We start from the raw sequence: 25,633 nt of genomic DNA on the forward strand, positions 1-25,633 counted from the left end.
CGGGGGCGGTCAGCTCGGCAGGAGCACCGCCAGATCGTCCGGGAGCGGGCGCCCGGCCGCGCGGCGCTCGTCCGCGAAGCGGCCGGCCATCGCGCGCAGCTCGGCGTCGCTGCGCTCCTCCAGCCCGGCGACCGCCGCGAGCGGGACGCCGAGGAAGACGAGCTTGAGCACCCCGTGCCGCCAGGCGTGCGCATCGAGGTGGCGGCGGGCGAAGGAGCCCATCGCCGCGGCGACGAGCCGGGTGTCGTTAGCGCGCAGGGCGTCGGCGGTCAGCTCGAGGCCGGCGAGGGTCGTCGCCCGTCCCGGGTCGCCGAGGGCGTTCAGCCCGGCCAGCACTCCGCGGCGCTCGGCGCCGTCCCCGCCGCGGTAGAGGCGGAGGAGGAGAGCGGCCAGGTCGTCGTCGCCGAGCGCCTGCGCCGCGGCCTGCACCAGGGCGGCGCGGGCCGCGTCGTCGTGCGTGCCGTGGACGAGGCCGTGCGGGTCCTCGGCGGGCCGGAGCGGCTCGCGTCCGGCCTCGCGGCCCGCGGCGGGGAAGAAGCGCTCGATCCGCGTCGGGCGCTCGAGGACGGCGGCGCGGGCGGCCGCGGTCCACGGGTGCTCGGCGTGCGAGGAGGCGCCGCCGAGCGCCTCCTCCATCGCCGCGAGGCTCGCCACGGCCAGGCGGGGCACGTCGTGCGAGTGCCGGGGCAGCTCGACGGCGGCGATCCCGCGGTAGCCGATCTCGGCGAGGGTCGCGAAGGCGGCCGCGAGGTCGAGCGATCCGGTGCCGAGCTCGAGGTGCTCGTGCCGCTCCGGGAGCATGTCGTCGACCTGCACGTTCAGCAGCAGGTCCCCGGCGCTGCGGAGGGCTCCGACCACGCCGTCCGGCTCCACCACGACGCAGTGGCCGAGGTCGACCGTCAGCCCGACCGACTCCGGGTCGCCGAGCTCGCGGCGCAGCAGCAGCGCGTCGGCCACCGTCTCCACCAGCATCCCCGGCTCGGGCTCGACGGCCAGCCGCACGCCGTGGCGCTCGGCCGTCGCGACGACGCCGCGGATCCGCTCGACGAGCAGCCGCCAGGCCGCGGCCGCATCCGCGCCCGCCGGCACGACCCCCGACCAGAGGGAGACGGCGTCGGCGCCCAGCAGCGCGGCGATCTCGATCGCGCGCTCGAGGAAGCGGACCCGGGGGCCGGCCTCCTCGTCGACCAGCGTGGGGCGGTGCTTCGCGAACGGGTCGAGCAGGTACCGCGCGCCCGTCTCGACGACCACGCGCAGGCCCAGCTCGTCGAGCCGTGACCGGAGCGCCAGCGTCCGCTCGCGCCAGTCGGCCGCGAAGGGATCGAGGTGCGGGTGCCCGAGGGTGAGCGCGACGGCGCGGTACCCCGCGGCGTGGATCACCGTGAGCGCGTCGTCGAGGGTGTGGTCGGCGAAGCCGTTGGTGCCGTAGCCGAGGACGGGTCCGGTGGCGCTCATGTGATGTCCGCCGTCCGCGGGCGGCGGAGCAGGAGGGAGCCGAGCGCGTCGAGCACGAGCAGCGCCGCCCCCAGCTCGGGACGCTTCAGACCGGCGAGCGCGGCCTGCAGCGGGATCATCCCGGTGATGCCCGCGCGGGTCGCCGTCCGCGCGGCCGCGGCCGTCGGCGTCCGCACGGCCTGCAGCTGCGCGGTGAGCACGAGCAGGAGCCAGCGCCCGAGGCCCGCCGCGACGACCGCGGCGGGGGCGGCCCGGCGCTCGGCCAGAGCGCCGGCCGCGGTGGACAGCGCGATCGCCGCGGTGCCGGCCGAGACCGCACCCGCCGCGACCGGGGTGGTGCCGTGCACCTCGCCGCGCGAGAGCACGGTGACGCCGAGCGTGTGCGCGGCCACAGCGGCGGAGGCGGGGGCCGCCGCGCGCACGCCGTCGACGCCCGCGCCGAGCAGCACGTCGAGACCGCGGCAGGCCGCCATCACGACCGGGCCCAGCGGAGTCGGCTTCGCGAGCAGGTCGTACGACCAGATCCCGGCCGCGAGCGGCAGCGAGAGCGCGAGCGAGCGCCGCCCGTCCACGACGGCCGCCACGACGATCCCCGCCGCGGTCAGCGCGGCCGCCGTGCCCAGCGCCGCCGAGCGCCGGATGCGCCCCGAGGGGATCGGCCGCTCGGGCCGCTCCCGGGCGTCGAGCTCGGCGTCCGCGTAGTCGTTGAGCGCCATGCCCGCCGAGTAGAGCAGCGCCGAGGACAGCGGGAGCGCGACCGTGCGCGCTCCCACTCCGCGGCCCGCCCACGCTCCGCCCGCGACGGTGTCGCCGATCACGGTCAGCGCGGCCTTCGCGCGGACCAGCTCGAGGTAGTCGCGCAGCTCAGCCATCGCTCCGCGTCCCGCTCGTCACCGGGGTGCGGCGCTCGGCGACGAGGGCGCCGGTGCGGGCGGACCAGGCCACCAGCTCGGCCGTCTGCTCGGCGAAGCCGTGCACGTCGCTGCCCCACGGGTCCTTGAAGAAGAAGCCGAGCTCGCCGACGGGACCCGAGACGCCGGCCTCGTCCGCGAGCGCCAGCAGGCGGGCGAGGTCGATGATCAGCGGCGCCGCGAGGGCCGAGTCGTACGCCGACCAGATCGTCTGCACCGTGATCCGCGAGCCGAGGAAGCCCTCGGCGTGCACGTGGTCCCAGGCGGTCTTGACGTCGCCGAGGTCCGGGACGTTGTCGATGTGGAGCGGAGTGACGACGTCGTCGCCGAGGAGGCTGCGCAGTCCGCGGTTCTTCGAGACGAGCTTCGAGCGCACCGCCTCCGGGTCGGCGAGGGTCTGCCCGTCGCCGCCGCCGAGGAGGTTCGCGCCCGCCCACGAGAGCACGCGCATCCCGCGCGCCGTGAACATCGGCGCGAGCACGCTGCGGAGCAGGGTCTCCCCCGTCTTGCCGTCCTGGCCGGCGATCGGGATCCCGGCCTCGGCGGCCCACTCCTCCAGGGCCGGCAGAGCCAGCGCGGTCGAGGGAGTGAAGCAGGCGTAGGCCGCGCCCGCGACGACGGCCGAGAGGGCGGCGATCGAGCTCGGCGGCAGGAGGCGCTCGCCCGGACGCGCCAGGGCGGCGCGCAGAGCGGCGAGGTCGTGGAACTCGGGACGGTCGGCCGGCAGCACCTCGGTCGAGGCGACGTCGATCACGACGACCCGGGCGAGGCCGTGGCGCTCGCGGAAGGCGACGATGTCGGCGGCCCGGCGGTCGATCTCCTCCTGCTGCGACGCGGCGTCGGCGGGGGCGAGGCGGATCTCGGCGTCGGTCGCGTCGATCCGGTCGGCCACCTCGGCGACGACCGAGGTCGGGAACATGCCGCCGGCCGCGAGGCCCGTGGCCTTCTCGAGCAGCGGGGTCGGCGAGACGTCGTGGCCGCCGATGACGATGTCGGCGAACCCGGCGAGCGGGACGTCCTCGAAGGCGGGGGTCGCGGTGGCGCAGCCCGAGCTGGGCGCGGCTCCGGCGGCGATGGCGTGCAGGCCCACGGCGGCCGTGGTGGCGACGCTGCCCCGGGCCCCGATCAGCCAGAGGCCGATGCGCCCACTCGATCGGGGGGCGCCTGTGGTGGTGGTGTCGGACGAGGTCATCGTTCTCTCCTGTCTGGAAGGGCTGGCTGAGCGGCGATCGTCGGGGCGCACCCGGGCGATCGGAGTGGGGAGGGGCCGCGGCCGGGCGCGCGTCGCGCCTCCGGCCGGCCGTGTTGCGCAGGACCCGCACGCAGGGCCCGCCGAGATTGCGCAACCGTGCGTCGACTGGTTTCCTCAGGTGTGCTGTCCCCCGAACCCGTCCTCCGGGCCGAGAGAAGGAGCTGAGCGTGGCCGAGCGCGCCGGTACCGCGACCGGCGACATGCTGAGGCTGTTCGCCGACGGTCGACCGCGCACCCGCGCCGAGCTGGTCGAGGAGACGGGTCTCGCGCGGACCGCGGTGATGACGCGCCTGGAGCAGTTCTTCGAGCTCGGACTGATCGCGCACCTCGACCGCGCTCCGTCGACCGGCGGCCGTCCGTCCGCGCGTCTCGTCTTCGACCCGGCCGTCCGCTCGCTCCTGGCCATCGACCTGGGCGCGGCGCACTCGACCATCGCGCTGACCGACTTCGACGGCCGCATCATCGCCGAGCGCCGCGAGGAGCTCGACATCGCGCAGGGCCCCGTGGCGGTGCTCGGGCACGCGCTCGACGTCTGCGACGGGATCCTCGCCGCGGCCGGGGTCGACCGCTCCGCCCTCGCGGGCATCGGGGTCGGCGTGCCCGGCCCGGTGGAGCACGCGAGCGGCCGCCCGGTGCGCCCGCCGATCATGCCCGGCTGGGACGGCTTCGACATCCCCGCCTTCGTGCGCCGGCGCTACGACACCACGGTGCTCGTCGACAACGACGTGAACCTGCTGGCGCTCGGCGAGCGGGCCTCGCGCTTCCCGCACGCCCTCGACCTGATGTTCGTGAAGGTCGGCACCGGCATCGGCGCGGGCATCGTCTCGTCCGGGCTGCTCCAGCGCGGAGCCCTCGGCTCCGCCGGTGATCTCGGCCACGTCCAGGTGCCGCGCACGGCCCCGGCCGCGGCGGGAGGTCAGGAGGGGGACCTCGAGGCGGTCGCGGGCGGCTCCGCTCTGGCCGCCGGGCTCGCCCGGGCGGGCCGCGACGTGCAGTCGGTGCGCGAGCTGATCGACCTGCTGAAGGCGCGCGATCCCGAGGCCGTCGAGGCGGCGCGGATCGCGGGACTGCAGCTCGGCGAGGTGCTGGCCACCTGCGTGAGCCTGCTGAACCCCTCCGTCATCGTGCTGGGCGGCGCGGTCGCCCTCGCCAGCCCGGAGATCCTGACGGCCGTGCGCTCGGTGATCGACGAGCGCTCCCTCCCCCTCGCGACGCAGCGGCTCGACGTCGTGACCGCCGAGCTGGGCGGCAGCGGGGGCGTGCGCGGTGCCGCGCTGATGCTGCGCGGGCACCTGCTCAGCCCCGCCGTGGTGGACGGCTTCCTCGAGCAGCTGCGCGCCGAGGGGCGGGCGGTCCGCTAGAGCGGCGGCCGCGCGCCCGGAGGCGGCGGGCCGCGCCGGCGCGATCCCCCGCGGACCGCGTCGGCCGCACCCGGTCAGGAGCGGACCTCCGCGCGGTCGGCGTCCTCCGGCTGGGCGCCGAGAGCGGCGGCGACGGCGGCGTCGATGCGCGCCTGCTCCCCCGCGGCCCGGCGGCGGCGGCGGACGACGGTCAGCACGATGAGCCCGATGAGCAGGGCGAGGAGGAGCACGGCGCTCCACGGCACGGCCGCGGCCGAGGTCTCGGCGGTGGCGACCGGCACGTCGGGAACGACGACGGCGGAGTCGGCCTGCGCGGCCTGGTCGGCGGTGACGACGGTGCCCGAGAGCGCGGCGCGGGCGGTCGCGACGAAGAGCGGCCAGACTCCGGCGACGGTCACGGTGCGCGAGACGGAGGTTCCGGGGAGGAGCTCGGGCAGCGGCTCCGGGTCGGTCGCGGACACCGGCGCGAGGCCGAAGAGGCCGGCGACGCTGATCTCGGCGCCCGGCGCGATGCGGGTGTTGCCCGCGTTGGTCACGGTGTAGTCGACGGTCGCGGAGCCGGGGGCGAAGGGGTTCCAGCCGCCCTCGTACGAGACGGCGAGGCCGTCGATCGACAGGCGCGGGGCGAGCTCGCCGCCGACGCGGAGGTACATGCGCGAGCCCAGGCGCCGGTCGACCGAGACTCCGGTCTCGCCCTGCACCAGGATCGAGGACACGACGCCCGCGGCGTAGTCGCCCGGGGTCACGTCGTCGGGGACGACGACCTCGAACGGGACCTGCACGCTCTCGCCGGCGGGCACGGTGACCTCGGGCTCGGGGAACGCGATCCAGCTGCCCAGCTGCGTCGAGGGCTCCGCGGCGGGGAGCAGGTCGAGCTGGCCGGCCTCGGTGATGAAGCCGTCGGAGCCGTAGACGCGGAACGTCTGCTCCTCGTCGTCGTAGTTGGAGACGATCAGGGCGTCGCTGAGGCGTCCGCCGGGATCGAGGGCGTACGCGTAGTTCGGCCGCTCGCTGCCCTGCTCGGTGTCGGCGGGGCGCACCCCCCAGGTGACCGGCGTGGAGGCGGGGTCCGCCTCCTGGGCACCCGCCTGAGCCGAGAGGCCGCCGGCTGCGAGGAGCGTCATCAGCAGCAGGGCGGCGGTGGTGCGGGAGGTGCGTGGCATGAGCGACATCGATCAGGCTTCCGTTGCAAGGGGGGATGCCTCCCCGCGGGACGCCGCTCCGGTACGCGGCACGCCGAGCGGGGCGGACCGGAGTGGCGTCTCGCGGGGAGACGGGGGGAGGGTGGGGCGGCCCGGAGGTCGCCCCACCGGTGCTAGCCGAGCGCGGTGAGCGTCAGCGTCGCGGTGTAGGTGCCGGTTCCGACCGAGAGCGGGAGCTTCAGGTCGAGGTCGGCGCCCAGGACCGAGGATCCGGTCGGGTGCTGCGCCGCGGCGGAGCCGAGGACGCGGGGCGTGGCGAGGCCGTTGCCCGAGTCGAACCCGGAGGGGACGGCTGCGCCGGCGACGGCACCGCCCGTGTTCTCCAGGACCTCGGGGGTCCAGCCGAGGTGCTTGCCCGAGAACGTCTTCTCGCCGGAGCGGAAGTCGCTCAGCTGGCCGGTGACCGACCAGGCCGGGCCGTTGAGGCGGGTGTCGGTCACGCGGACCGGCACGAGCTCACCGGAGGCGGCGAAGTGGTCGCCCTGCTCCTCGGCGACGCCGAGGTTCACCAGGTTGCTGGTGCCCTCGAGCGTCCAGGTCAGCTCGCCCTTGTTGGCCTCGGGGACGATGACGGCCACGGCCTGGTCGCCGGCCGCCGCAGCGCCCGCCGCCGTTCCCGTGAAGGTGCCGTCGACTCCGGCGGCGGTGTTGCCCGCGCCGAAGTTGACCGCCGGCGCGTTGTCGGCGAGCGCGATGCGCCCGCCGACCGTCGAGCCCGCGAGCTGGACGTTGCCGGAGTTGCCCGAGAGCGTGAGGTTCCCGCCCACCGTGTTGCCGAGGGCCGAGGCCGAGCCGTCCTCGTTCGCGCCCAGGAGGACGCCGCGCGAGGAGCCGGTGACGGCGAGCGAGCCGCCGACGATGGCGCCCTGCACGTTCACGCCGAAGTCGCTGCCGGCGAAGGTGGCGTCGCCGCCGACGCTGGTGCGGTCGACGTCGACGTAGTTCGCCGCGTCGGTGCTGACCGAGCCGTCGACCGAGAGGTCGCTGAACTCGACGTCGATCCCGCCGGCCTCGACCATGCCGCCGACCGTGAGGTCGCGCAGGTAGAGGAAGCCGTTGCGGCTGCCGTCCGAGAACGACACGACGTCTCCGCCGACGCTGGTGCCGTCGATCGAGATGCCGTACGCGTCGGTACCGATGACGTCGCCGCCGATGGTCGCCGAGGTGGCGTCCAGCCAGGCGTCGTCGCCGACGATGACGTTGCCGGTGACGGTCACGTTGCCGAGCACGCAGGTCTGGCCCGCGCCGACGTTGAGATCTCCGGTGATCGTCTGGTTCCCGAGCTCGGTGGTGCAGTCCGTCGTCGCCGCGAAGGCGGACGGTGCGGCGACCATCGCGAGGGAGGCGGCCGCGAGGACCGCCGTGGGCGTCTTCCACTTCATGGGGGTTCTCCTCGGTGCGCTCGTGCGCGTCGTGCTGGTGATGGTGCTGTCGGTGCGGCGCGCGCGGCGCGGGGTGCGCTCAGCCACGGAGCGCAGCGATCGCGGAGTAGCTGCGGGAAGCGGCCTCGAGGGAGTTCCCCGTGCTCGGCGGCGTCGCCAGCGTGGGAGCGGTGTCCTGCTCCCAGACGCCGAAGCGCTGGCCGCGGTCGCGCAGCTCCGAGAGGAACGCCTGGTAGGGCAGGTTGCCCGCACCGAACTCGACGATGTCGTAGCCGTTGGTGTTGGCGTTGTTCGTCTTGCCGTCCTTGAGGTGCAGGATCGGGTAGCGGCGCGGGTTGCGCTTGATGTAGTCGAGCGGCTCGAAGCCCGGGTAGAGCTTCTTGCCGACGTACGCCCAGTAGACGTCCATCTCGAGGTACACGTGACGCGGGTCGGTGTTGTCGTAGAAGAGGTCGTACAGGCGGGTCTTGGGGTCGTCCGTGGCGAACCCGAACTCACCGGCGTGGTTGTGCTGGTAGAGCTTCATGCCCGCGGCCGAGACCTGCTGGCCCCACTTGTTCCACTCCTCCGCCGCGGCGAGGTAGCCCGCCTTGGTGTTGACGTTGGTGGGCGCGTTGCCGGTGCCGAGGTGCGGCGTGCCGAGGATCTGCGCGATCTCGATCTGCTTGCCCAGCTCCGAGCGGAGGAGGTTGGTGCCGACGTGCGAGCCGACGGCGCGGAGGCCGTTGTCGTCGAGCAGCTGGCGGATCTGCTGCGGGGTGATCGCTCCGACGTTGCCCTGGGTGTACCCGGCGAACTCGATCTCGCTGTAGCCGATGCGGCCGAGCTCCTCGAAGACGGCCCGGAAGCCGAGCGACGAGACCTTGTCGCGGACGCTGAAGAGCTGGATGCCGATGCGGTTGATCGGGACCAGGCGCGTGGATCCGGACGAGGGCGCGGGGGCGGCCGTGGCGGGTGCCGCGAGGGCTCCCGCTCCGACGCCGACCGCGACGGTCGATGCGGCCAGGGCCGTCATCAGCGAGCGCCGGCTCATCGGCTTGGCCGTGATGGATGCGTGGTGGTGGTGCATCATTTCTCCTTCGAAATGGCAGATGGTGCAGGGGGTGGGGGCCGGCCGGCCCGGTCGAGCCGGCCGGCCCCTGCGCGGGGGCTACTGCTGGACGGTGAGGTTCAGCAGCGCCGACGCGGCGTTGGTGTCCGCCGTGGCGGTGTGGGTGACGGTCAGCTTGTAGCTGCCCGCCGCGAGCTTCGGGAGCGTCACCACGACGTGCCCGTTCTCGTCGAGGGTCCCGGTGAGCATCGCGACGGTGGAGAGGTTCCTCTTCACCATCACGCTCACCTGACCGGTGCCGGCGACACCCGTCGAGGACTTCGCGTCGACCGTGACCTGCGCGCTGGCGCCCGGCTTGACCGGGTTGGGCGAGACGGTCGCGGTGAGCTCCGAGGCGGCCTTCGAGACGATCAGGCGGGCGGTGCCCTCCGAGGCCTTGAAGGTGGCGTCCGAGCCGTACGCCGCACGGAGGGTATGGGTGCCGGCGCCGAGGGTCTTCGGCAGGGCGAAGGTCGCCTTGCCGTCCTTCAGCGTCGCGCGGCCCAGCTCGGTGGCGCCCTCGTAGAGGACGACCTCTCCGCCGGGGTTCCCACCCTGACCGGTGACCGTGACGGTCGCCTCGCCGGGTGCCCCGAAGGTCACGCGGGGAGCCGAGAGCGCCACAGTGGTGGTCGACGCGGCGGTCGGGGCGTTCGCCGCGGCCAGGTCGATCGTGAACTTCACCGTGCCGACCGCCGAGACGTTGCCGCCGGTGTCGGTGGCGCGGTACTGGATCGTCCGGGCGCCGTTCGTGGTGAACGGGACCGTGTACGCGCCGTTGACGGCGCGGACCGTGGTCCACGTCGTGCCGTTGTCGGCGGAGTACTGGACGGTGGAGAGCGCTCCGTTGTCCGTGGCGGTGAGGCCGAGGGTCACGGGCTTGTTGTAGACGCCGCCGACGCCCGCAGGCGCTGCCGGGTCGAGGGTCGCCGCGACGGTCGGAGCCGTCTTGTCACCGGCGCCGGCACCCTGGAAGGTGAGGGAGTCGAGCGACAGGCCGTTGGGCGAGGTCACGTAGAGCGAGCCGGTGCCGCGGGGGACGTTGGTGCCGAAGGGGACGAGGACGTCCTTCCAGCCGGCTCCCGCGGGGATGGTCGCTGTTCCGAAGGGCGCTGCGTCGGCAGCGTTCCAGCGGAGGTCGACGGTGCCCTCACCGGTGGCGCGGACCACGACGCCGGTCAGGTTGGCGAAGTTCACCGGGTCCCAGCGCAGGAAGGATCCCGCACCGAGTCCGCTGACGGCGTTGCCGCCGCTGGCGGTGGTGTCCGCGTAGGGCAGGACGCCCTCACGGGCGGCGTGCTCCGCCTCCTGCGTCTTCGGGTTCAGCCGCAGCGTCGCCTCAGCCGCAGCCGGGGGCAGGCCGTTGAAGCCGCCGTCCGTGTAGGTCACGACGACGGTGCCGTACAGCAGCGCGCCGGGGCCGTGCTCGGGCGAGTCCTTGGACGTCGGGAACGCCCCCTTGGCACCGGTGCCGGTGACCTCGGGGTGGGCGTGCTCGTCGTGGCCGAGGCCGTAGGTCCAGCCCACGCGGCTGCTGACGATCTGGTCGCCGTCCTCAGCGTCCTTGCCGGTCACCTGATAGGGGATCGCGTCGCCCCAGCTGAAGAACGAGCCGTTGCCGGGCGTCTGGATCTGGATCTGCGGCGCCTGGTTGCCGACCGAGATGACCCGCGAGGTCAGGCTGAACTTGCCCTTGGCGTCGGTGACGCGCAGACGGGCCGTGAACTGTCCGAGCTCGGTGTAGGTCTTCTTGACGGTCACTCCGGTGGCGTCGAAGGTGCCGTCGCCGTCGAAGTCCCAGTCGTAGGTGAGCGCGTCGCCCTCGGGGTCGGTCGATCCCTTGGCGTCGAACGTGACCTCGAGCGGGGTCTGCGAGGCGGACAGGGGGGTCGCGGTGAAGCGGGCCTGCGGCGCCTTGTTGCCCTCGGCGTAGTCGATCCGGTACAGGCCCGCGTCGGGGTTGGCGCGGAAGAATCCGTCGCCGTACTCGATCACGTACATCGACCCGTCGGGGCCGAACTCCATGTCCATCGGGTTGTCGTGGATCGGCTGCGCGGCCTGGCTGAGCGCCGCGTTGGGGAGGAAGTCCTCGATGTGCGTGACCGCGCGGTCCTCATCGAGCGTGAACGCCGCGATGTAGTCCTGCGAGAACTCGCCGAAGAAGGTCTTCTTGTCCCAGTACTCCGGGAACTTCGACGTCGAGGTGTTGTCCGCGTCGAAGTGGTACACCGGTCCGCCCATGGGGCCCTGGCCGGTGCTGGTCCCGAAGTTGACGAGCTCGTCGAACGGCTGGTCGCCGGGGTTGTCGCCGTAGTAAACGGTCGCCGCCTTGGCGTCCGGGATGTCGACGAGGCCGGTGTTCCAGCGCGAGTTGTTCTTCAGGTTCTCCGGATCGAAGAAGCCGCGGGGCGTCGACGTCTCGAAGTTCCACTCGTTGTACGGCGCGTTGGGTCCGTGGACGTAGGGCCAGCCGGAGTTGTGCGGCTCGTCCAGTCCGGTCGCGTTCCACTCGACGAGGCCCATCGGGCCGCGGACGCCGTCGGCCGCAGCGGCCTTCGTGGCGTCGGGGCCGTAGTCGCCCCAGGAGAGGGTGTTCGTCTCGGCGTCGACGTCGATCTTGAACGGGTTGCGGACGCCCATCACGAAGATCTCGGGGCGGGTCTTCTCGGTTCCCACCGGGAAGAGGTTGCCGTCGGGGATCGTGTACGAGCCGTCCTCCTGCACGGTGATCCGGAGGATCTTGCCGCGGAGGTCGTTCGTGTTGCCGGCGCCGCGACGCGAGTCGAAGCCCGGGTTCATGCGGGGCGCGTCGTTGTTCGGCGCGAAGCCCGCGGCACCCGGAGCGCTCGCCGGCGTGTTGTCGCCGGTGGAGAGGTACAGGTTGCCGTCGGCGTCCCAGTCGAAGTCGGCACCCACGTGGCAGCACTGCCCGCGCTGGGTCTCGATGTCGATGATCTTCTGCTCGCTCGCGAGGTCGAGGCCCGAGCCGGTCCACTTGAACCGGGAGAGGCGGTTGATGCCCTTCCACTGGTCCCAGTAGCTGTCGGTCGCGCCCTCGGGCAGCATGTTCGGAGCCGCACCGGTCGGGGTGTTCCCGGGGGGCGCGTAGACGAGGTAGACCCACTTGTTCTCGGCGAAGTCGGGGTCGATGCCGACGGACTGCAGCCCGTCCTCCGAGTTCTGGTACACGGGGATCGTGTTGACGACACGGGTGGTGCCGGTCTTGGGGTCGGTGTGGCGGATCTCGCCGTTCCGAGCGGTGTGGAGGACCGACTTGTCCGGGAGGACGGCCAGGTCGAGGGGCTCGCCGACGTTCTTCGTCAGCAGGACCTTCTCGTAGTTGCTCCAGTCGAGAGCGGATGCTCCGCCCTCGGAACCGTGGTCCACTCCGTCGTGGGCCGAGGCGGGCAGGCCGAGGGCGGTGAGTCCGGAGACCGTCACCATCCCGGCGATGCCGAGTGCGAGAAGACGCCTGATGCTTCTTCTCGAGGATCGCTTACCATTCATGCGTGATGTGATTCCTTCAATGAGGTGTTCATCGCAGAGGCCGGGTCCGTCGCTGTCCGCACGACTGAGCGGATCCGGTCTCCTCCTGTCCGGCCCTGGGGCCGGTGTCTTGCACTCCTCCTCCTCTCGCGGATGCCGGTGGCGTTGCGCTGCGGGTCGTCAGTGATCCCGGGGCGGCGCCGAGGTGGGGGCCGGCGCGGGATGGTTCCCGCGCCGACCCGGGCTGGTGGGGCCGATCAGGACTCGAAGGCCGAGGGCAGGTACTCGGAGACGTTGTCCTTGGTGACGACCGGCGCGAAGAGCTGGATCTGGCGCGGGACGCCGAGCGAGCTGGTGTCGGCCATCGACTTGTTCTGCTCGACGAGACGGGCGAGCTTGATGCCGTCCGCGGCCTGGGTCGAGGGGTAGACGACCGTGGCCTTGACGACGGAGTCGTCGGCCTCGATCGCGCGCATCACGTTGGCCGAGCCGGCGCCGCCGACGAAGAGGAACTCGTCGCGTCCGGCGGTGTCGATCGCCGCGAGGACGCCGACGCCCTGGTCGTCGTCGTGGTTCCAGATGGCGTCGATCTTCGGCGCGGCCTGGAGGAGGTTGGCCGCGGCCTGCTCTCCGCCCTGGACGGTGAAGTCGGCGGCGACGCGGTTGTCCACGTCGAGTCCGCAGCCCTCGAGCGCGTCCGAGAAGCCCTGGCTGCGCTCCTGGGTCAGCGGGAGGGAGTCGATGCCGGCGATCTCGGCGACGACGGCGTCGGGGTTGTCGCCGAGCTCCTCGCAGATGTAGGTGCCGGCGCTGACGCCCATGCCGTAGTTGTCGCCGAGGATGGTCGACCGGGCGGCGAAGGGGCTGGAGAACTCGCGGTCCACGTTGATGACGGTGATGCCCGCCTCCATCGCCTGGGTGGCGACCTGCGTGAGCGCCGCTCCGTCGATCGGCAGGAGCACGATCGCGTCGACGCCGTCGTTGATGAAGGTCTCGACCTGGCTGATCTGGAGGTTGACGTCGTTGGTCCCCTCCGCGGTGCGGAGCTCCACGTCGTCGTACTTCTCGGCCTCGGCGATGGCGGCGCGGCTGACCGCGCCCATCCAGCCGTGGTCGGCGGCGGGAGCGGTGAAGCCGATGACGACGTTGTCGCCGGAGGCGTCGTTGTCCGAGGCGGCCACGGCGGCGGCGGTCCCGCCGGAGGCGGCGTTGCCGGTCTCGACCGGGGCGTTCGAGATGCAGCCGGTGAGCATCAGCGCGACGGCGCCGAAGGCGACGCCGGCCGAGCCGAGTCGGGCGGTGCGGGAGAGGCGGCTGCGGGTGAAGGGGCGTGCGGGCATGGAAGTGATCTCCTTCGATCGATCCGAGGGGTCCGAGGGCACACGTGTCCTGCGGAGAGGTGACCTGAGTGGTCGGGTGGGTTGCTGTGTGTGGAGGAGCGGGGCCGGAGCCCCGGGGTCAGGACTTCCTGCCGCGGGCGGCGAACCGCTGCTGCAGCAGGACGGCGGCGACGATGATCGCGCCCTTCGCGACGGCCTGAGTCGAGGTCGACATGTTGTTCTGCGTGAACACGTTGGTCAGGGTCGTGAAGATGAGGACGCCGAACACGGTGCCGACGATGGTGCCGCGGCCGCCGGCCAGCAGCGTGCCTCCGACGACGACCGCCGCGATGGCGTCGAGCTCGTAGAGGAGGCCGTTGGTCGAGCTGCCGGCGGTGGTGCGGGCGAGCATCATGACGGCGGCGATGCCGGCGGTGAGCCCGGCGAGGCCGTAGACGTACATGGTGTGGCGGCGGACCTTGATGCCGGCGAGGCGGGCCGCCTCGGGGTTGCCGCCGACCGCGATGGTGCGGCGGCCGAAGGTGGTGCGGTTGAGCAGGATCCAGCCGGCGACGGCGACGACCACGAAGATCAGCACGAGCACCGGGATGCCGAGCACGTCGGCGCGGAAGAAGTCGAGGAACGGCGTGACCGTGACGACCTGCGTCTGGCGGTTCGAGATCAGCTCGGCGAAGCCGCGGGCGGCGACGAGCATCGCCAGGGTCGCCATGAAGGCGACGACCCGGCCGTAGGCGATCAGCGCGCCGTTGATCAGGCCGCAGACGAGGCCGACGACGACCGCGGTGAGCACGATCACCAGCCAGGAGGTGTTGGCCGCGTAGTACTGGGTCGAGACCGTGCTCGCCCAGACCGTCGCGAGCCCCATCACGGAGCCGACCGAGAGGTCGATGCCGCCGGAGGTGATGACGAAGGTCATGCCGATGCTCAGCACGCCGATGACGGCGGCGAGGCGGAGGATCGTGAGCACGTTGTCGACGCTGGCGAAGCGCTCCCCCGCGGTCGCGAATCCGACGATGCAGAGGATCACCAGCGCGAGCAGCAGCCCGACGTTGCGGCCGAGGGAGCCCTGCATGAGGCGGGCCATCCCGGAGCGGGAGTCCTTCGAGGGCACGCCCCCGGAGGAGCCTCCCGTCGCGGCCGACGCGTGACGGGCGGCGTCCTCCTGCGGACCGCCGATCGACGGCGACGCGGTGTCGAGCTGTCCGCTCACGCTGCACTTCCTTCCATGACGAGATCGAGCACGCGGTGCTCGTCGATCGAATCGGCCGGGCCCTCGTGGACCACGGCGCCGTCGGAGATCACGAGCACTCGGTCGGAGAGTCCGAGGACCTCGCCGATCTCGCTGGAGACCACGAGCACGGCGGCGCCGTTGGTCGCGAGGTCCCTGATCAGGGTGTAGATCTCGGCCCGTGCGCCGACGTCGACCCCGCGGGTCGGCTCGTCGAGCAGCAGGACGCGGCAGCCGCGCACGAGCCAGCGGGCGAGGAGCGCCTTCTGCTGGTTGCCTCCGGAGAGGGTGCGGGCGTCGCGGTCGACCCCGGAGGGCCGCAGGTCGAGGGAGACCGCCTGCTCGGCCGCCGCCGCGCGCTCGGAGCGCTCGTCGAGGAAGCCGCGCTTGGCGAAGCGGTCGAAGGTCGAGAGGGTGATGTTGCGGTAGACCGGCTCGTCCAGGAGCAGGCCCTGGCTCTTGCGCTCCTCCGGGCAGAGGCCGATGCCGGCGTCGACCGCCGAGGTGACGGATCCGGCGCGCAGGCGCTTGCCCGCCACGCTGACCGTCCCGGTGCTGGCGCGGCGCGCCCCGTAGATGGTCTCGAGGATCTCGGAGCGGCCGGAGCCGACCAGCCCCGCGAGGCCGACGACCTCGCCGGCGCGGATCTCGAGGGAGACGTCCGAGAAGGAGCCCTGCAGGCCCAGCTTCTCGACCTTCAGCAGCGTCTCGGCCTCGACGTCGAGCTCCTGGCGGTCCGGGAAGACGTACTCGACGGCGCGGCCGGTCATCAGGGTGATGAGCTGCGAGGTGGGGGTGTCGGCGACCGCGAGGTTCTGCGCGACGGTGGCGCCGTCCTTGATCACGGTGATCCGGTCGCCGATGGCGCGGATCTCGTCGAGGCGGTGCGAGATGTAGACGATGGCGACGCCGGAGGCGGTGAGCTGGCGCACCACGTGGAAGAGGTTCTCCACCTCCTCGGAGTCGAGCACCGCGGAGGGCTCGTCCATGATGATGACCCGCGCGTCGTGCGAGAGGGCGCGGGCCATCTGCACGATCTGCTTGCCGGCGGCGGAGAGCGTGCCGACCTCGCGGTTCGGCGAGATCTCGGAGTGGCCGAGGCGCTCCATCAGCTCGCGGGTGATCCTCGTCGCCTTCGCCCGGGCGGTGAAGCCGCCGCGGGAGAGCTCGTGGCCGAGGAAGATGTTCTCGGCGACGGAGAGGCCGTCGACGACGTCGAGCTCCTGGTACATCGTCGCGATGCCCAGGGCGAGGGCCGCCGTCGGGGACGGGATCGTGACGACGTTCCCGTCGACGAGGATCTCGCCCTCGGTGGGCTGGTGGGCCCCGGCGAGGGTCTTGATGAGGGTGGACTTGCCGGCGCCGTTCTGGCCGAGGAGGCAGTGCACCTCACCGGGTCGGACATCGAGGTCGACGCCGTCGAGAGCACGGGCGCCGGGGAAGACCTTCACGATGCCGCGCATCTGCAGAAGCAGCTGCTGAGACTCGTCGGAGGTGCGGGGAAGAGGCTGTGCAGCAGTGCTGCGGGGGTCTGCGGTGACCATGCGGATGAAGCTACTTCCACTTACGTCGCGGGTCAAGCAAAAGTTCTGAACCGATTCGAAGGCGGTTCGGGTGATCGCCCAGTCGCCCGGAGGGCTTCCTGCTACCGCGTCAGGGCAGGGATCCGCGGGATTACGCGACATCTGACGGCGGCTGTTGAGACATTCCGTCCGTGATAGAGCGCTCTCCGAACCCTATGAACGTGCTCATGTCCGTGCAGCCCGGGCGCGTCGCCCCGGGGGCGGCCTCGCCGAGCGCGGTAGCGCCCGCGCCCCGACCCGTGGCAGGGTCGTACGGCCGACGAAAGGACGACGATGTCGAACGACCGAGCCCTGCGCGTCGCGATGGTGGGGACCGCCTTCATGGGCCGCACCCACTCGCACGCCTGGCGCACCGCCTCCCGCTTCTTCCCCCTCCCCCTCCGCCCCGAGCTCGCCGTGCTCGTGGGGAGCAACCCCGACTCGACCGCCGAGCGCGCCGAGCGGCTGGGCTGGAGCGAGGCCTCCACCGACTGGCGGGCCGTCATCGCCCGCGACGACATCGACCTCGTCGACATCTGCACCCCGGGCGACACCCACGCCGAGATCGCCATCGCGGCCCTCGAGGCCGGCAAGCACGTGCTGTGCGAGAAGCCCCTCGCCAACTCCGTCGAGGAGGCGGAGCGGATGGTCGCCGCGGCCGCCGCCTCCGGGAAGGTGGCGATGTGCGGCTTCAGCTACCGCCGCACCCCGGCCCTCGCCCTCGCCAAGCGCTTCATCGAGGAGGGCCGCCTCGGCGACATCCGCCACGTGCGCGCCCAGTACCTGCAGGACTGGCTGTCCGACTCCGAGGCGCCGCTGACCTGGCGCCTGCAGAAGGAGCGCGCCGGCTCGGGCGCCCTCGGCGACATCGGCGCGCACAGCATCGACACCGCCCAGTGGCTGACCGGCCGCGGCATCACCTCGGTCTCGGCGACGCTGCGCACCTTCACCACCGAGCGCCCCGTGCTCAGCGAGCAGGTCGGCCTCGGCGGCCGCGCCGGTGCCGACGCCCCGCGCGGCGCCGTGACCGTCGACGACGCCGCGGCCTTCACCGCCTCCTTCGAGGGCGGCGCCCTGGGCGTCTTCGAGGCGACCCGCGTCGCGACCGGCCGCCGCAACGCCAACCGGATCGAGGTGAACGGCGAGCTCGGCTCGATCGCGTTCGACTTCGAGCGGATGAACGAGCTCGAGTACTACGACGCCCGCGATCCCGAGGAGGCGCAGGGCTTCCGGCGCATCCAGGTCACCGAGCCGGCGCACCCGTACATGTCCGCCTGGTGGCCGACCGGGCACGGCATCGGCTACGAGCACCTCTTCACGCACCAGGTCGTCGACCTCGTCGAGGCGATCGCCGGCGGCACCCCCGTCGCGCCCACGTTCGCCGACGCCCTCGACGTGCAGCGCGTCCTCGACGCGGTCGCCACCAGCGCGGGCGCGTCGTCCGTCTCCACGCCGGTCGCCCGCTGACCCGACCGTCCCCTCCCCGCGAGATGCCGCTCCGGTACGCCTCCCCCGGCGTGTCGCGTGCCGAAGCGGCGTCTCACGGAAGGGGGCGGCGGGCGCGGGGAGTCACAGTCGGCGCCGCGCGCCGATCCTGCGCCATAATGCGCCTATGAGCAAGAAGATTGACGCCGCGCATCGCGCGCTGGTAGACGCCCTCGACAAGCACGCCCGACTCGTCTCGGACAAGGAGTCGAAGCCGCGGAAGGTCGAACGGGCCGGAGCCGAGCTCCGCGCCGCGACGAAGGCGTACGCCGCGCTCGTGTCCGCGCGCACCGGCGCCGCGAGCCCCTTCGCCGACCTGGCCGACCCCCGCCTGGACAAGCCGACCATCGCGTCGCTCCGGGCCGAGCGCGACGCGATCGCGAAGAGGATCGCCAAGCACGAGGCGTCGGCGGGCGAGGACGGCGCGCTCGCGAGCTGAGCGGCCGCCACGGCGCGGTCAGGCGGTGAGCGCGCGCCTCCGCTGCCTCCGAGTCGCCGTGTTACGCGCGGGTTCCGCGCGGGTCCGAACGCCTTCGTAAGGTGATCCCCGGGATCCGCGCAGTCGCGGCGCCGAGCGACCGGAGGCCGGTCGCAGCGCCGGCGGTGACCAGCACCGCTCGGTCGGCGCCGAGTGCCCGGATCCTCTCCACGGAAGGATCCCCACAGCCATGACCCTGCGCACCCGACTCCTCGCGACCTCCGCGATCGCCGCCTCCGCCGCCCTCCTCCTCGCCGGCTGCTCCGGCGCGGGCGGCGGCGACGACACCGTCCGCATCGGCGTGGTCGGCGCGAGCGACCCCTACTGGGCCACCTACGAGAAGGCCGCCGCCGACGCCGGGATCGACGTCGAGATCGTCGACTTCAGCGACTACAACCAGCCCAACCCCGCCCTCACCGAGGGCGAGATCGACCTCAACCAGTTCCAGCACATCGCCTACCTGGCGCAGTACAACACCTCGGCCGACGCCGACCTCGTGCCGATCGGCGCGACCGCGATCTACCCGCTCGGCCTCTACTCCTCGCAGTACGACGACGTCGCGGACATCCCCGCCGGCTCCACCGTCGCGATCCCCAACGACGAGACCAACCAGGCGCGCGCGCTGCTGGTGCTGCAGTCGGCCGGGCTCGTCGAGCTGAAGGACGGCGGCGGAGTGCTCTCGAACGTCGACGACGTCGAGTCCTCCTCGAAGGTGGAGGTCACCGCGCTGGAGGCCTCCCTCACCCCGACGTCGCTCCCGGACGTGGCCGCCGCGATCATCAACAACGACTTCATCGAGAACGCGGGCCTGAAGGCCTCGGACGCGATCGCCCAGGACGACCCGAGCGACCCCGCCTCCCTGCTCTACACGAACATCTTCGCCGCCCGGGCCGACGACGCCGAGAACGAGACCTACACGAAGCTCGTCTCGATCTACCAGGACAGCCAGGACGTGCTCGACGGCGTCTCGGAGCAGTCCGGCGGCACCGCGGTCTTCCTGAAGACCCCGGCCTCCGAGCTGGAGACCTCGCTCGAGTCCGCCGAGACCGACATCTCCGCCGCCTCCTGACTCCGGCACCCGCGGCACCGCGCCGGTCGGGTCCTCCGCTCGCGGAGCTCCCCTCCGGCGCGGTCCCGCGCCTCCCCCGCAACAGAAAGGGCGCCCCGTGCCGCTCATCCGCATGACCGACGTGCGCAAGGTGTACCCCGGCGCAGGGCGCGGCGCCGCCCCGACCGCGGCCGTCGACGGCGTGAGCCTCGAGATCGAGGCGGGCGACGTATACGGCGTGATCGGCTACTCCGGCGCCGGCAAGAGCACGCTCGCGCGCCTCGTCAACGCTCTGGAGCCCGCGACCAGCGGCAGCATCGAGATCGACGGCCGCGAGACCGTGGGCCTGCCCGAGCGCGAGCTGCGCCGGCTGCGCCTGGGGATCGGGATGATCTTCCAGCAGTTCAACCTGTTCGGCTCGAAGACCGTGGGGCAGAACGTCGCCTACCCGCTGCAGGTCGCGGGCGTCCCGCGGGCGGAGCAGCGCGCCCGCGTCGACGAGATGCTCCGCTTCGTCGGCCTGAGCGACAAGGCGCGCAGCCACCCGGAGCAGCTCTCGGGCGGGCAGAAGCAGCGCGTCGGCATCGCCCGCGCCCTCGCCGCCTCCCCGCGCATCCTGCTGGCCGACGAGGCCACCAGCGCGCTCGACCCGGACACCACCGGCGAGGTGCTCGCCCTCCTCCGCCGCATCAATGAGGAGCTGGGCGTCACCATCGTCGTGATCACCCACGAGATGGACGTGGTCCAGCAGCTCGCGACGAAGGTCGCGGTGATGGAGTCGGGCCGCATCGTGGAGCGCGGGCCCGTCTTCGACGTGTTCTCGGCCCCGCGCGAGCCGGTCACCCGCCGCTTCGTCTCCACGGTCGTCCGCTCGGTGCCCTCGCCCGCGGAGGCGGCCGTGCTGCGCGCGCGCCACCGCGGTCGGCTGGTCACGCTCTCGTTCTCGGACGACTCCGCCTCCCAGGGCGACGTCTTCGCCGAGGTCGCGGCCGCCGGTGTGCCGCTCGAGCTCGTCTACGGCGGCATCACCGACGTCCGCGGGCGGGCCTTCGGCCACCTCACGGTCGCCCTCGACGCGCCGGACGGCGTCGTCGACTCCCTCCTCGCCCGCCTCGGCGGACGCGTCGCCCTCACGGAGGTGCCCCGATGAACGAGCTGATCCCGCTCCTGCCCAAGCTCGTCCAGGCGACCGGCGAGACGCTCTACATCGTCGCGCTGAGCCTCCTCTTCGGCGGGCTCGGCGGACTGCTGATCGGACTGGGCCTCGCGCTCACCCGCGGCGGCGCCCTCTACGCGAACCGGATGGTCCACGGACTGCTCAACGTGATCGTGAACGTGTTCCGGCCGATCCCGTTCATCATCTTCATCGCCGCGGCCCAGCCGCTGGCCCGGCTGGTGGTCGGCTCCGGCATCGGCACGGACGCCATCGTCTTCACCCTCTCGCTCGGCGCCGCCTTCGGCATCGGGCGGATCGTGGAGCAGAACCTGCTGACCGTGCAGCCCGGCGTGATCGAGGCGGCGCGGTCGGTCGGAGCGAGCCGGTTCCGGATCGTCCGCACGGTGCTGCTGCCGGAGGCGCTCGGTCCGCTGATCCTCGGCTACACGTTCGTGTTCGTCGCCGTGATCGACATGTCGGCGGTCGCCGGATACATCGGCGCCGGCGGGCTCGGCAACTTCGCGATCCAGTACGGCTACCGGCAGTTCGAGCCGGTCGTCACCTGGGCCGCGGTGCTCGTGATCATCGTGATCGTGCAGCTGGTGCAGCTGCTCGGCAACGTGCTGGCCCGCCGCGTCCTGCGCCGCTGAGGCCGCCCCCGCACGGCTGCGAAACGCCACCCCGGTACGCGACACGCGGGTGTCGCTGTACCGGAGTGGCGTCTCGCGGAGTGCCGTCCGCAGAGGCGGGAGCCGTCAGTAGCGCGGCTTGCGCTCCGGGCGCTCGCTCGAGCGGCTCGGGCCGCTGGGGCGTGCGCCGCGGTCGGCGCCGGCGCGGCTCGGACGGCGGTCCGGCTTCAGCTCGATCAGCTGCCCGCTGATGCGGGTGTCGGCGAGGCGGTCGAGCACGTCCTGGGGCAGGTCGGCCGGCAGCTCCACGATCGAGAAGTCCGGGCGGATGTCGATGTGCCCGAAGTCGCCCCGGTTGAGGCCGCCCTCGTTCGCGAGCGCGCCCACGATCTGGCGGGGCTCGACGCGCTGGCGGCGGCCGACCTCGATCCGGTACGAGGCGAGGTTGCTGTTCGCCGGGCGCTGACGGCGCTCGGGACGCTCGCCGCGGTCGCCGCCGCGGTCGAAGCGGTCGCCGCGCTCGGGGCGGTCGCCCCGGTCGGGCCGGGAGTCGCGGTCCTCGCGCTCGCGACGGGCGAAGCGGGGGTCGTCGGGCGAGAGCAGCAGCGGCTCCTCGCCCTGCGCGACGATGGCCAGCGCGGCGGCGACGTCCGACTCGACCACGTCGTGGTGCTCGACGTAGTGGCCGATGATGTCGCGGAAGCGCTGCAGGCGCTCGGTGTCGGCGAGCGCCGCGGTGATCGCGTCGTCGAAGCGCGAGAGGCGGGTGACGTTGACGTCCTCGACGCTCGGCATCCGCATCTCGGTCAGCGGCTGGCGGGTGGCCTTCTCGATGGCGGCGAGGAGGCGGCGCTCGCGCGGCGTGACGAAGCTGATCGCCGCTCCGCTGCGCCCCGCGCGGCCGGTGCGGCCGATGCGGTGGACGTACGACTCGGTGTCGATCGGGATGTCGTAGTTGACGACGTGGCTGATGCGCTCGACGTCGAGGCCGCGGGCGGCGACGTCGGTCGCGACGAGGATGTCGAGCTTGCCGGACTTCAGCTGCTCGACGGTGCGCTCGCGCTGGGCCTGGGCCACGTCTCCGCTGATCGCCGCCGCGGTGTAGCCGCGGGCGCGCAGCTTCTCGGCCAGCGTCTCCGTCTCGCTCTTCGTGCGGACGAACACGATCATGCCCTCGAAGTTCTCGACCTCGAGGATGCGGGTGAGGGCGTCGACCTTCTGCGGGTACGACACCATCAGGTAGCGCTGGGTGGTGTTGACGGAGGTCGTGGTCTTGTTCTTGACCGTGATCTCCTCCGGCTCCTTCAGGTACTTGCCGGAGATGCGGCGGATCTGCGCGGGCATCGTCGCCGAGAACAGCGCGATCTGCTTCTCGACGGGGGTGTCGGCGAGGATCGTCTCGACGTCCTCCGCGAAGCCCATCTTGAGCATCTCGTCGGCCTCGTCGAGCACCAGGAACTTCAGCTGCGAGAGGTCGAGGGTGCCCTTCTCGAGGTGGTCCATGATGCGGCCGGGCGTGCCGACGACGACGTGGACGCCGCGGCGGAGCGCGGAGAGCTGGGTGCCGTAGCCCTGGCCGCCGTAGACGGGGAGGACGTGGACGCCGCGGAGGCCGGACGCGTAGCGCTCGAACGCCTCGCAGACCTGCAGCGCGAGCTCGCGGGTCGGGGCCAGCACGAGGGCCTGCGGCGTCTTCTGCGAGACGTCGAGGCGCGAGAGGATCGGCAGCGCGAACGCCGCGGTCTTGCCGGTGCCGGTCTGGGCGACGCCGAGGACGTCGCGGCCGGAGAGCAGGGACGGGATCGTCGCGGCCTGGATGGCCGAGGGCGTCTCGTAGCCGACCTCCTTGAGGGCCTTGAGGACCGGGTCGGAGAGACCGAGGTCGGAGAAGGTGAGCGTGGGGGCGCTCTCGGAAGCGGTGTCGGCTTCAGGGGCGGAATCGGGGGTATCGGTGGACGCCATGGTGCAACGGTAGTGCTCCGGCGGCACCGCCGTCCGAGGGAACCCCGAACGCTCGGGCGATCCCGACCCTCCGGAGGCGCCTCGAGCGCCCGTCACGGGGTGAAGTCGAGCAGCACCTTGCTCGAGCGCGAGGCGTCGCGGGCGAGCTCGAAGGCCTCGAGCGCGCGCTCCACCGGCACCACCTGCGTGACCACCGGCGCCACCGCGAGGCTCCCGTCGGCGAGCGCCGCCAGCACCTCGTCGATCTCGTCGACGAAGCGGAAGGAGCCGATCAGGCGCAGCTCCCGGGTGATCGCGAGCGAGATCTGGGCCGGCTGCTCGCCCGAGGGGAGGAGTCCCACCATCACGACGGTGCCGCCGCGGGCGGCGCTCCGGACGGCCGAACCGAGGCCGCGCGGGCTGCCCGAGGACTCGAAGACGACGTCGGCGGCGACCTCGGCGATCGCGGCTGCGTCGGTCGCGCGGATCGTCCGGGTCGCGCCGACCGCGCGGGCGATCGCGAGCGGCTCCTCGGCCAGGTCGACCGCGACGATCTCGGCCGCCCCCGCCCGCTTCAGCACGGCGACGATCAGCGCCCCGATCGGGCCGCTGCCGATCACCAGCGCGCGCCGTCCCGCCACCTCCCCCGCGCGCGAGACCGCGTGCCAGGCGACGCTCGCCGGCTCCGCGAGCGCCGCCTCCCGGAGCCCGAGACCGGCGGGCAGCTCGCGGAGCATGCGCGCCGGCAGCACCGCGTGGCGGGCGAACGCGCCCTGGGTGTGCGGCATCCGCGCGGCGCTGCCCAGGTAGGTGCCCTCGGTCGCGAGGTTGGGGCGCCCGTCGGGCCACTCGCCGCGAGCGGTCGCGGGGTGCACGGCGACGGCCGCGCCGACCGGGGGTCCCGAGCCGTCCGCCGCTGCCTCGACGACCGTGCCGACCACCTCGTGGCCGAGCGTCAGCGGCTCGCGGAGGATCGACTCGCCCGCGGCGCCGTGCGTCCAGTAGTGCAGATCGGAGCCGCAGATCCCGCCGTACGCGACGGCGACGAGGGCCTCGCCGGGGCCGCGCGGCGCGAGCGGCGCCTCCTCGACGCGGAGGTCGCCGGCGGCGTGGACGACGACGCGGGTGGTGGAGGCGGGGACGAGCGCGGTCATGCGGGTTCCGTTCGGTGGGTCGAGGGGTGGCTCAGACGACGACGGTCATGCCGCCGTCGATGAAGACGACCTGCCCGTTGACGTAGTCCGAGCCGTCGGAGGCGAGCCAGACGGCGGGGCCGATCAGGTCCTCGACGCGGCCCCAGCGCGCGGCGGGCGTGCGGCCGAGGATCCAGCTGTCGAACGCCTCGTCGTCGACGAGGCCCTGCGTCATCTCGGTGTGGATGTAGCCCGGCGCGATCGCGTTGACCTGGATGCCGTGCTGCGCCCACTCCGCCGTCATCGCGCGGGTGAGGTTGCGGACCCCGCCCTTCGAGGCGGTGTAGGGCGCGATCGTCGGCCGCGCGAGATCGGCCTGCACCGAGGCGACGTTGACGATCTTCCCGGCGCCGCGCGGGATCATCCGCTTCGCCGCCGCCCGGCCGACCACGAAGGCGCTGGTGAGGTTCGTGCGCAGCACCCGCTCCCAGTCGGCGACCTCGAGCTCGAGCAGGGGCACGCGGTGCTGGACGCCGGCGTTGTTGACCAGGATGCGCAGCGGGCCCACCGCCTCCTCGATCCAGGCGACGCCCGCCTCGGCGGCCGCGTCGTCGGTGACGTCGGCGGGGAGCGCTCGCGCGCGGAGGCCGGGCCGAGACGTCCCGCTGCGCGCCGGGACGCCGGCGAGGGGCGGTGTCTCGGCGAGGGGCGGTGTCTCGGCACTGACGGGCAGCGGGAAGCCGGCGCCTCACCGCTGCCGGGCGCGTGAGCACGGCAGCTCGGCGGAGAGGCGCCGCGCGAGAGCAGCCTCCGCGCGTCGGCGCAAGGGCCCCCGCTCCGGGCGTCCCCGACCTAGCGTCGGTGGAACGGCATCATCGAGCGAAGGAGCACGACATGGCATCAGGAGTCGCAACGGTCTGGGTCCCCGTCACGGACATGGAGCGGGCGGTCGCGTTCTACCGCGACACGCTCGGCCTCGAGGTCAAGGACACCTCGGACGACTGGTCGGAGCTGGACGCCGGCGGGCTGATGATCGGCCTGAACGCCCGCGAGTCGGCCACGGTCGCGGAGCAGGGCGGGGCGGTCATCTCGTTCCAGCCCGAGGGCTCGATCGAGGACGAGCTGGAGCGCCTCACGGCGCGGGGCGCGTCGATCGAGGGTGAGATCAGCGACCACGAGTGGGGCCGCATCCTCCCCTTCAAGGACTCGGAGGGCAACGACCTCCAGTTCTACTCGCCGCCGCAGGGCTGAGCGGAGGACCGCCGTCGAGGCGGCCGCGACGAGCGGCGGGCGGGCCGGAGCCGGAGGGCTGCGGTCCGCCCGCCGCTGTGCGTCGCGCGGCCCGTCGGTCCTCGCGCAGGCGCGTCGCCCGGCCGGTCCGATCCTCGGATCGTCTCTCCGCCGCACGTGAGACCCTCCTCCCAGCCCGCCTCCGCACCTGAGGTCCTAGGATCAGTTGTCCGCCGCATCTGCGGACCCCAGATCCGGAGGTCC

The 25,633-nt window shown here is 73.0% G+C and carries 20 protein-coding genes; 7 read left to right on the forward strand and 13 right to left on the reverse strand.

The features are described 5' to 3' along the window. Positions 1–9: 9 nt before the first annotated feature. The 3 genes from C5B98_RS17330 to C5B98_RS13040 are packed head-to-tail and all read right to left on the reverse strand — an operon-like array spanning position 10 to position 3,558. Positions 10–1,455 carry an EboA domain-containing protein gene (locus C5B98_RS17330; RefSeq protein WP_104327906.1) on the reverse strand — a complete coding sequence of 482 codons (1,446 nt, stop codon included), beginning with the start codon at positions 1,453–1,455 and terminating at the stop codon, positions 10–12. Next, positions 1,452–2,327: an SCO3242 family prenyltransferase gene (locus tag C5B98_RS13035; RefSeq protein WP_219814446.1), complete on the reverse strand. Its 876-nt coding sequence runs from the start codon at positions 2,325–2,327 to the stop codon at positions 1,452–1,454. The genes C5B98_RS17330 and C5B98_RS13035 overlap by 4 nt, the downstream gene beginning before the upstream one ends. Then, positions 2,320–3,558 carry an inositol-3-phosphate synthase gene (locus C5B98_RS13040; RefSeq protein WP_104327907.1) on the reverse strand — a complete coding sequence of 413 codons (1,239 nt, stop codon included), beginning with the start codon at positions 3,556–3,558 and terminating at the stop codon, positions 2,320–2,322. The genes C5B98_RS13035 and C5B98_RS13040 overlap by 8 nt, the downstream gene beginning before the upstream one ends. Before the next feature lie 227 nt (positions 3,559–3,785). On the opposite strand from C5B98_RS13040, the gene C5B98_RS13045 reads away from it, so the two are divergent. Next, positions 3,786–4,979 carry an ROK family protein gene (locus C5B98_RS13045; RefSeq protein WP_244229502.1) on the forward strand — a complete coding sequence of 398 codons (1,194 nt, stop codon included), beginning with the start codon at positions 3,786–3,788 and terminating at the stop codon, positions 4,977–4,979. A 74-nt stretch (positions 4,980–5,053) separates the two neighbouring features. On the opposite strand, the gene C5B98_RS13050 is transcribed toward C5B98_RS13045, so the two are convergent. The 7 genes from C5B98_RS13050 to C5B98_RS13080 form a co-directional block, all read right to left on the reverse strand. Beyond that, the gene (locus C5B98_RS13050) at positions 5,054–6,142 is read right to left on the reverse strand and encodes a hypothetical protein (RefSeq protein WP_146076959.1); all 1,089 of its coding nucleotides are present in this window, start codon (positions 6,140–6,142) and stop codon (positions 5,054–5,056) included. Positions 6,143–6,294: 152 nt separating this feature from the next. Beyond that, positions 6,295–7,563, reverse strand: a complete 1,269-nt coding sequence (locus C5B98_RS13055) for a hypothetical protein (protein ID WP_104226600.1) — start codon at positions 7,561–7,563, stop codon at positions 6,295–6,297. A gap of 79 nt (positions 7,564–7,642) precedes the next feature. Then, positions 7,643–8,632 carry a sugar phosphate isomerase/epimerase gene (locus C5B98_RS13060; protein ID WP_219813837.1) on the reverse strand — a complete coding sequence of 330 codons (990 nt, stop codon included), beginning with the start codon at positions 8,630–8,632 and terminating at the stop codon, positions 7,643–7,645. An 81-nt stretch (positions 8,633–8,713) separates the two neighbouring features. Further along, on the reverse strand, positions 8,714–12,160 hold the full coding sequence (locus C5B98_RS13065) for a PQQ-dependent sugar dehydrogenase (RefSeq protein WP_146076960.1): 3,447 nt from the start codon (positions 12,158–12,160) through the stop codon (positions 8,714–8,716). Between the two features lie 236 nt (positions 12,161–12,396). Then, entirely contained in the window at positions 12,397–13,479 is a 1,083-nt protein-coding gene (locus C5B98_RS13070) for a substrate-binding domain-containing protein (protein ID WP_104222461.1), read from the reverse strand. Positions 13,480–13,597: 118 nt separating this feature from the next. Further along, positions 13,598–14,563 (reverse strand): ABC transporter permease, encoded by a 966-nt coding sequence (locus C5B98_RS13075; RefSeq protein WP_104222491.1) that lies wholly within the window; start codon positions 14,561–14,563, stop codon positions 13,598–13,600. Between the two features lie 122 nt (positions 14,564–14,685). Next, positions 14,686–16,170: a sugar ABC transporter ATP-binding protein gene (locus C5B98_RS13080; RefSeq protein WP_219812904.1), complete on the reverse strand. Its 1,485-nt coding sequence runs from the start codon at positions 16,168–16,170 to the stop codon at positions 14,686–14,688. 393 nt (positions 16,171–16,563) lie between these two features. On the opposite strand from C5B98_RS13080, the gene C5B98_RS13085 reads away from it, so the two are divergent. From C5B98_RS13085 to C5B98_RS13105, 5 genes are all read left to right on the forward strand, one after another. Beyond that, the gene (locus C5B98_RS13085) at positions 16,564–17,736 is read left to right on the forward strand and encodes a Gfo/Idh/MocA family protein (protein ID WP_104324691.1); all 1,173 of its coding nucleotides are present in this window, start codon (positions 16,564–16,566) and stop codon (positions 17,734–17,736) included. A gap of 145 nt (positions 17,737–17,881) precedes the next feature. After that, positions 17,882–18,193 (forward strand): hypothetical protein, encoded by a 312-nt coding sequence (locus C5B98_RS13090; RefSeq protein WP_104233529.1) that lies wholly within the window; start codon positions 17,882–17,884, stop codon positions 18,191–18,193. Between the two features lie 229 nt (positions 18,194–18,422). Continuing rightward, positions 18,423–19,301, forward strand: coding sequence for a MetQ/NlpA family ABC transporter substrate-binding protein (locus C5B98_RS13095; protein WP_104237943.1), 879 nt, complete (start codon positions 18,423–18,425; stop codon positions 19,299–19,301). 97 nt (positions 19,302–19,398) lie between these two features. Then, positions 19,399–20,430, forward strand: coding sequence for a methionine ABC transporter ATP-binding protein (locus C5B98_RS13100; protein ID WP_258063519.1), 1,032 nt, complete (start codon positions 19,399–19,401; stop codon positions 20,428–20,430). After that, positions 20,427–21,086, forward strand: coding sequence for a methionine ABC transporter permease (locus C5B98_RS13105; protein WP_104226596.1), 660 nt, complete (start codon positions 20,427–20,429; stop codon positions 21,084–21,086). Before C5B98_RS13100 ends, C5B98_RS13105 begins: the two co-directional genes overlap by 4 nt. Positions 21,087–21,191: 105 nt before the next feature. Here C5B98_RS13105 and C5B98_RS13110 read toward each other — a convergent pair whose 3' ends face one another. The 3 genes from C5B98_RS13110 to C5B98_RS13120 all read right to left on the reverse strand — a co-directional run bounded on the left by C5B98_RS13110 (position 21,192) and on the right by C5B98_RS13120 (position 24,872). Further along, entirely contained in the window at positions 21,192–23,027 is a 1,836-nt protein-coding gene (locus tag C5B98_RS13110; protein WP_104237941.1) for a DEAD/DEAH box helicase, read from the reverse strand. Positions 23,028–23,119: 92 nt separating this feature from the next. Continuing rightward, positions 23,120–24,160 carry an L-idonate 5-dehydrogenase gene (locus C5B98_RS13115; RefSeq protein WP_104324690.1) on the reverse strand — a complete coding sequence of 347 codons (1,041 nt, stop codon included), beginning with the start codon at positions 24,158–24,160 and terminating at the stop codon, positions 23,120–23,122. 31 nt (positions 24,161–24,191) lie between these two features. Then, on the reverse strand, positions 24,192–24,872 hold the full coding sequence (locus C5B98_RS13120; RefSeq protein WP_104324689.1) for an SDR family oxidoreductase: 681 nt from the start codon (positions 24,870–24,872) through the stop codon (positions 24,192–24,194). Between the two features lie 161 nt (positions 24,873–25,033). Here C5B98_RS13120 and C5B98_RS13125 point away from each other — a divergent pair, with 161 nt between their 5' ends. Continuing rightward, entirely contained in the window at positions 25,034–25,390 is a 357-nt protein-coding gene (locus C5B98_RS13125) for a VOC family protein (RefSeq protein ID WP_104233520.1), read from the forward strand. Positions 25,391–25,633 lie beyond the last annotated feature (243 nt).

The organism is Rathayibacter sp. AY1A5, from assembly GCF_002930875.1.
Classification (GTDB): Bacteria; Actinomycetota; Actinomycetes; order Actinomycetales; family Microbacteriaceae; genus Rathayibacter.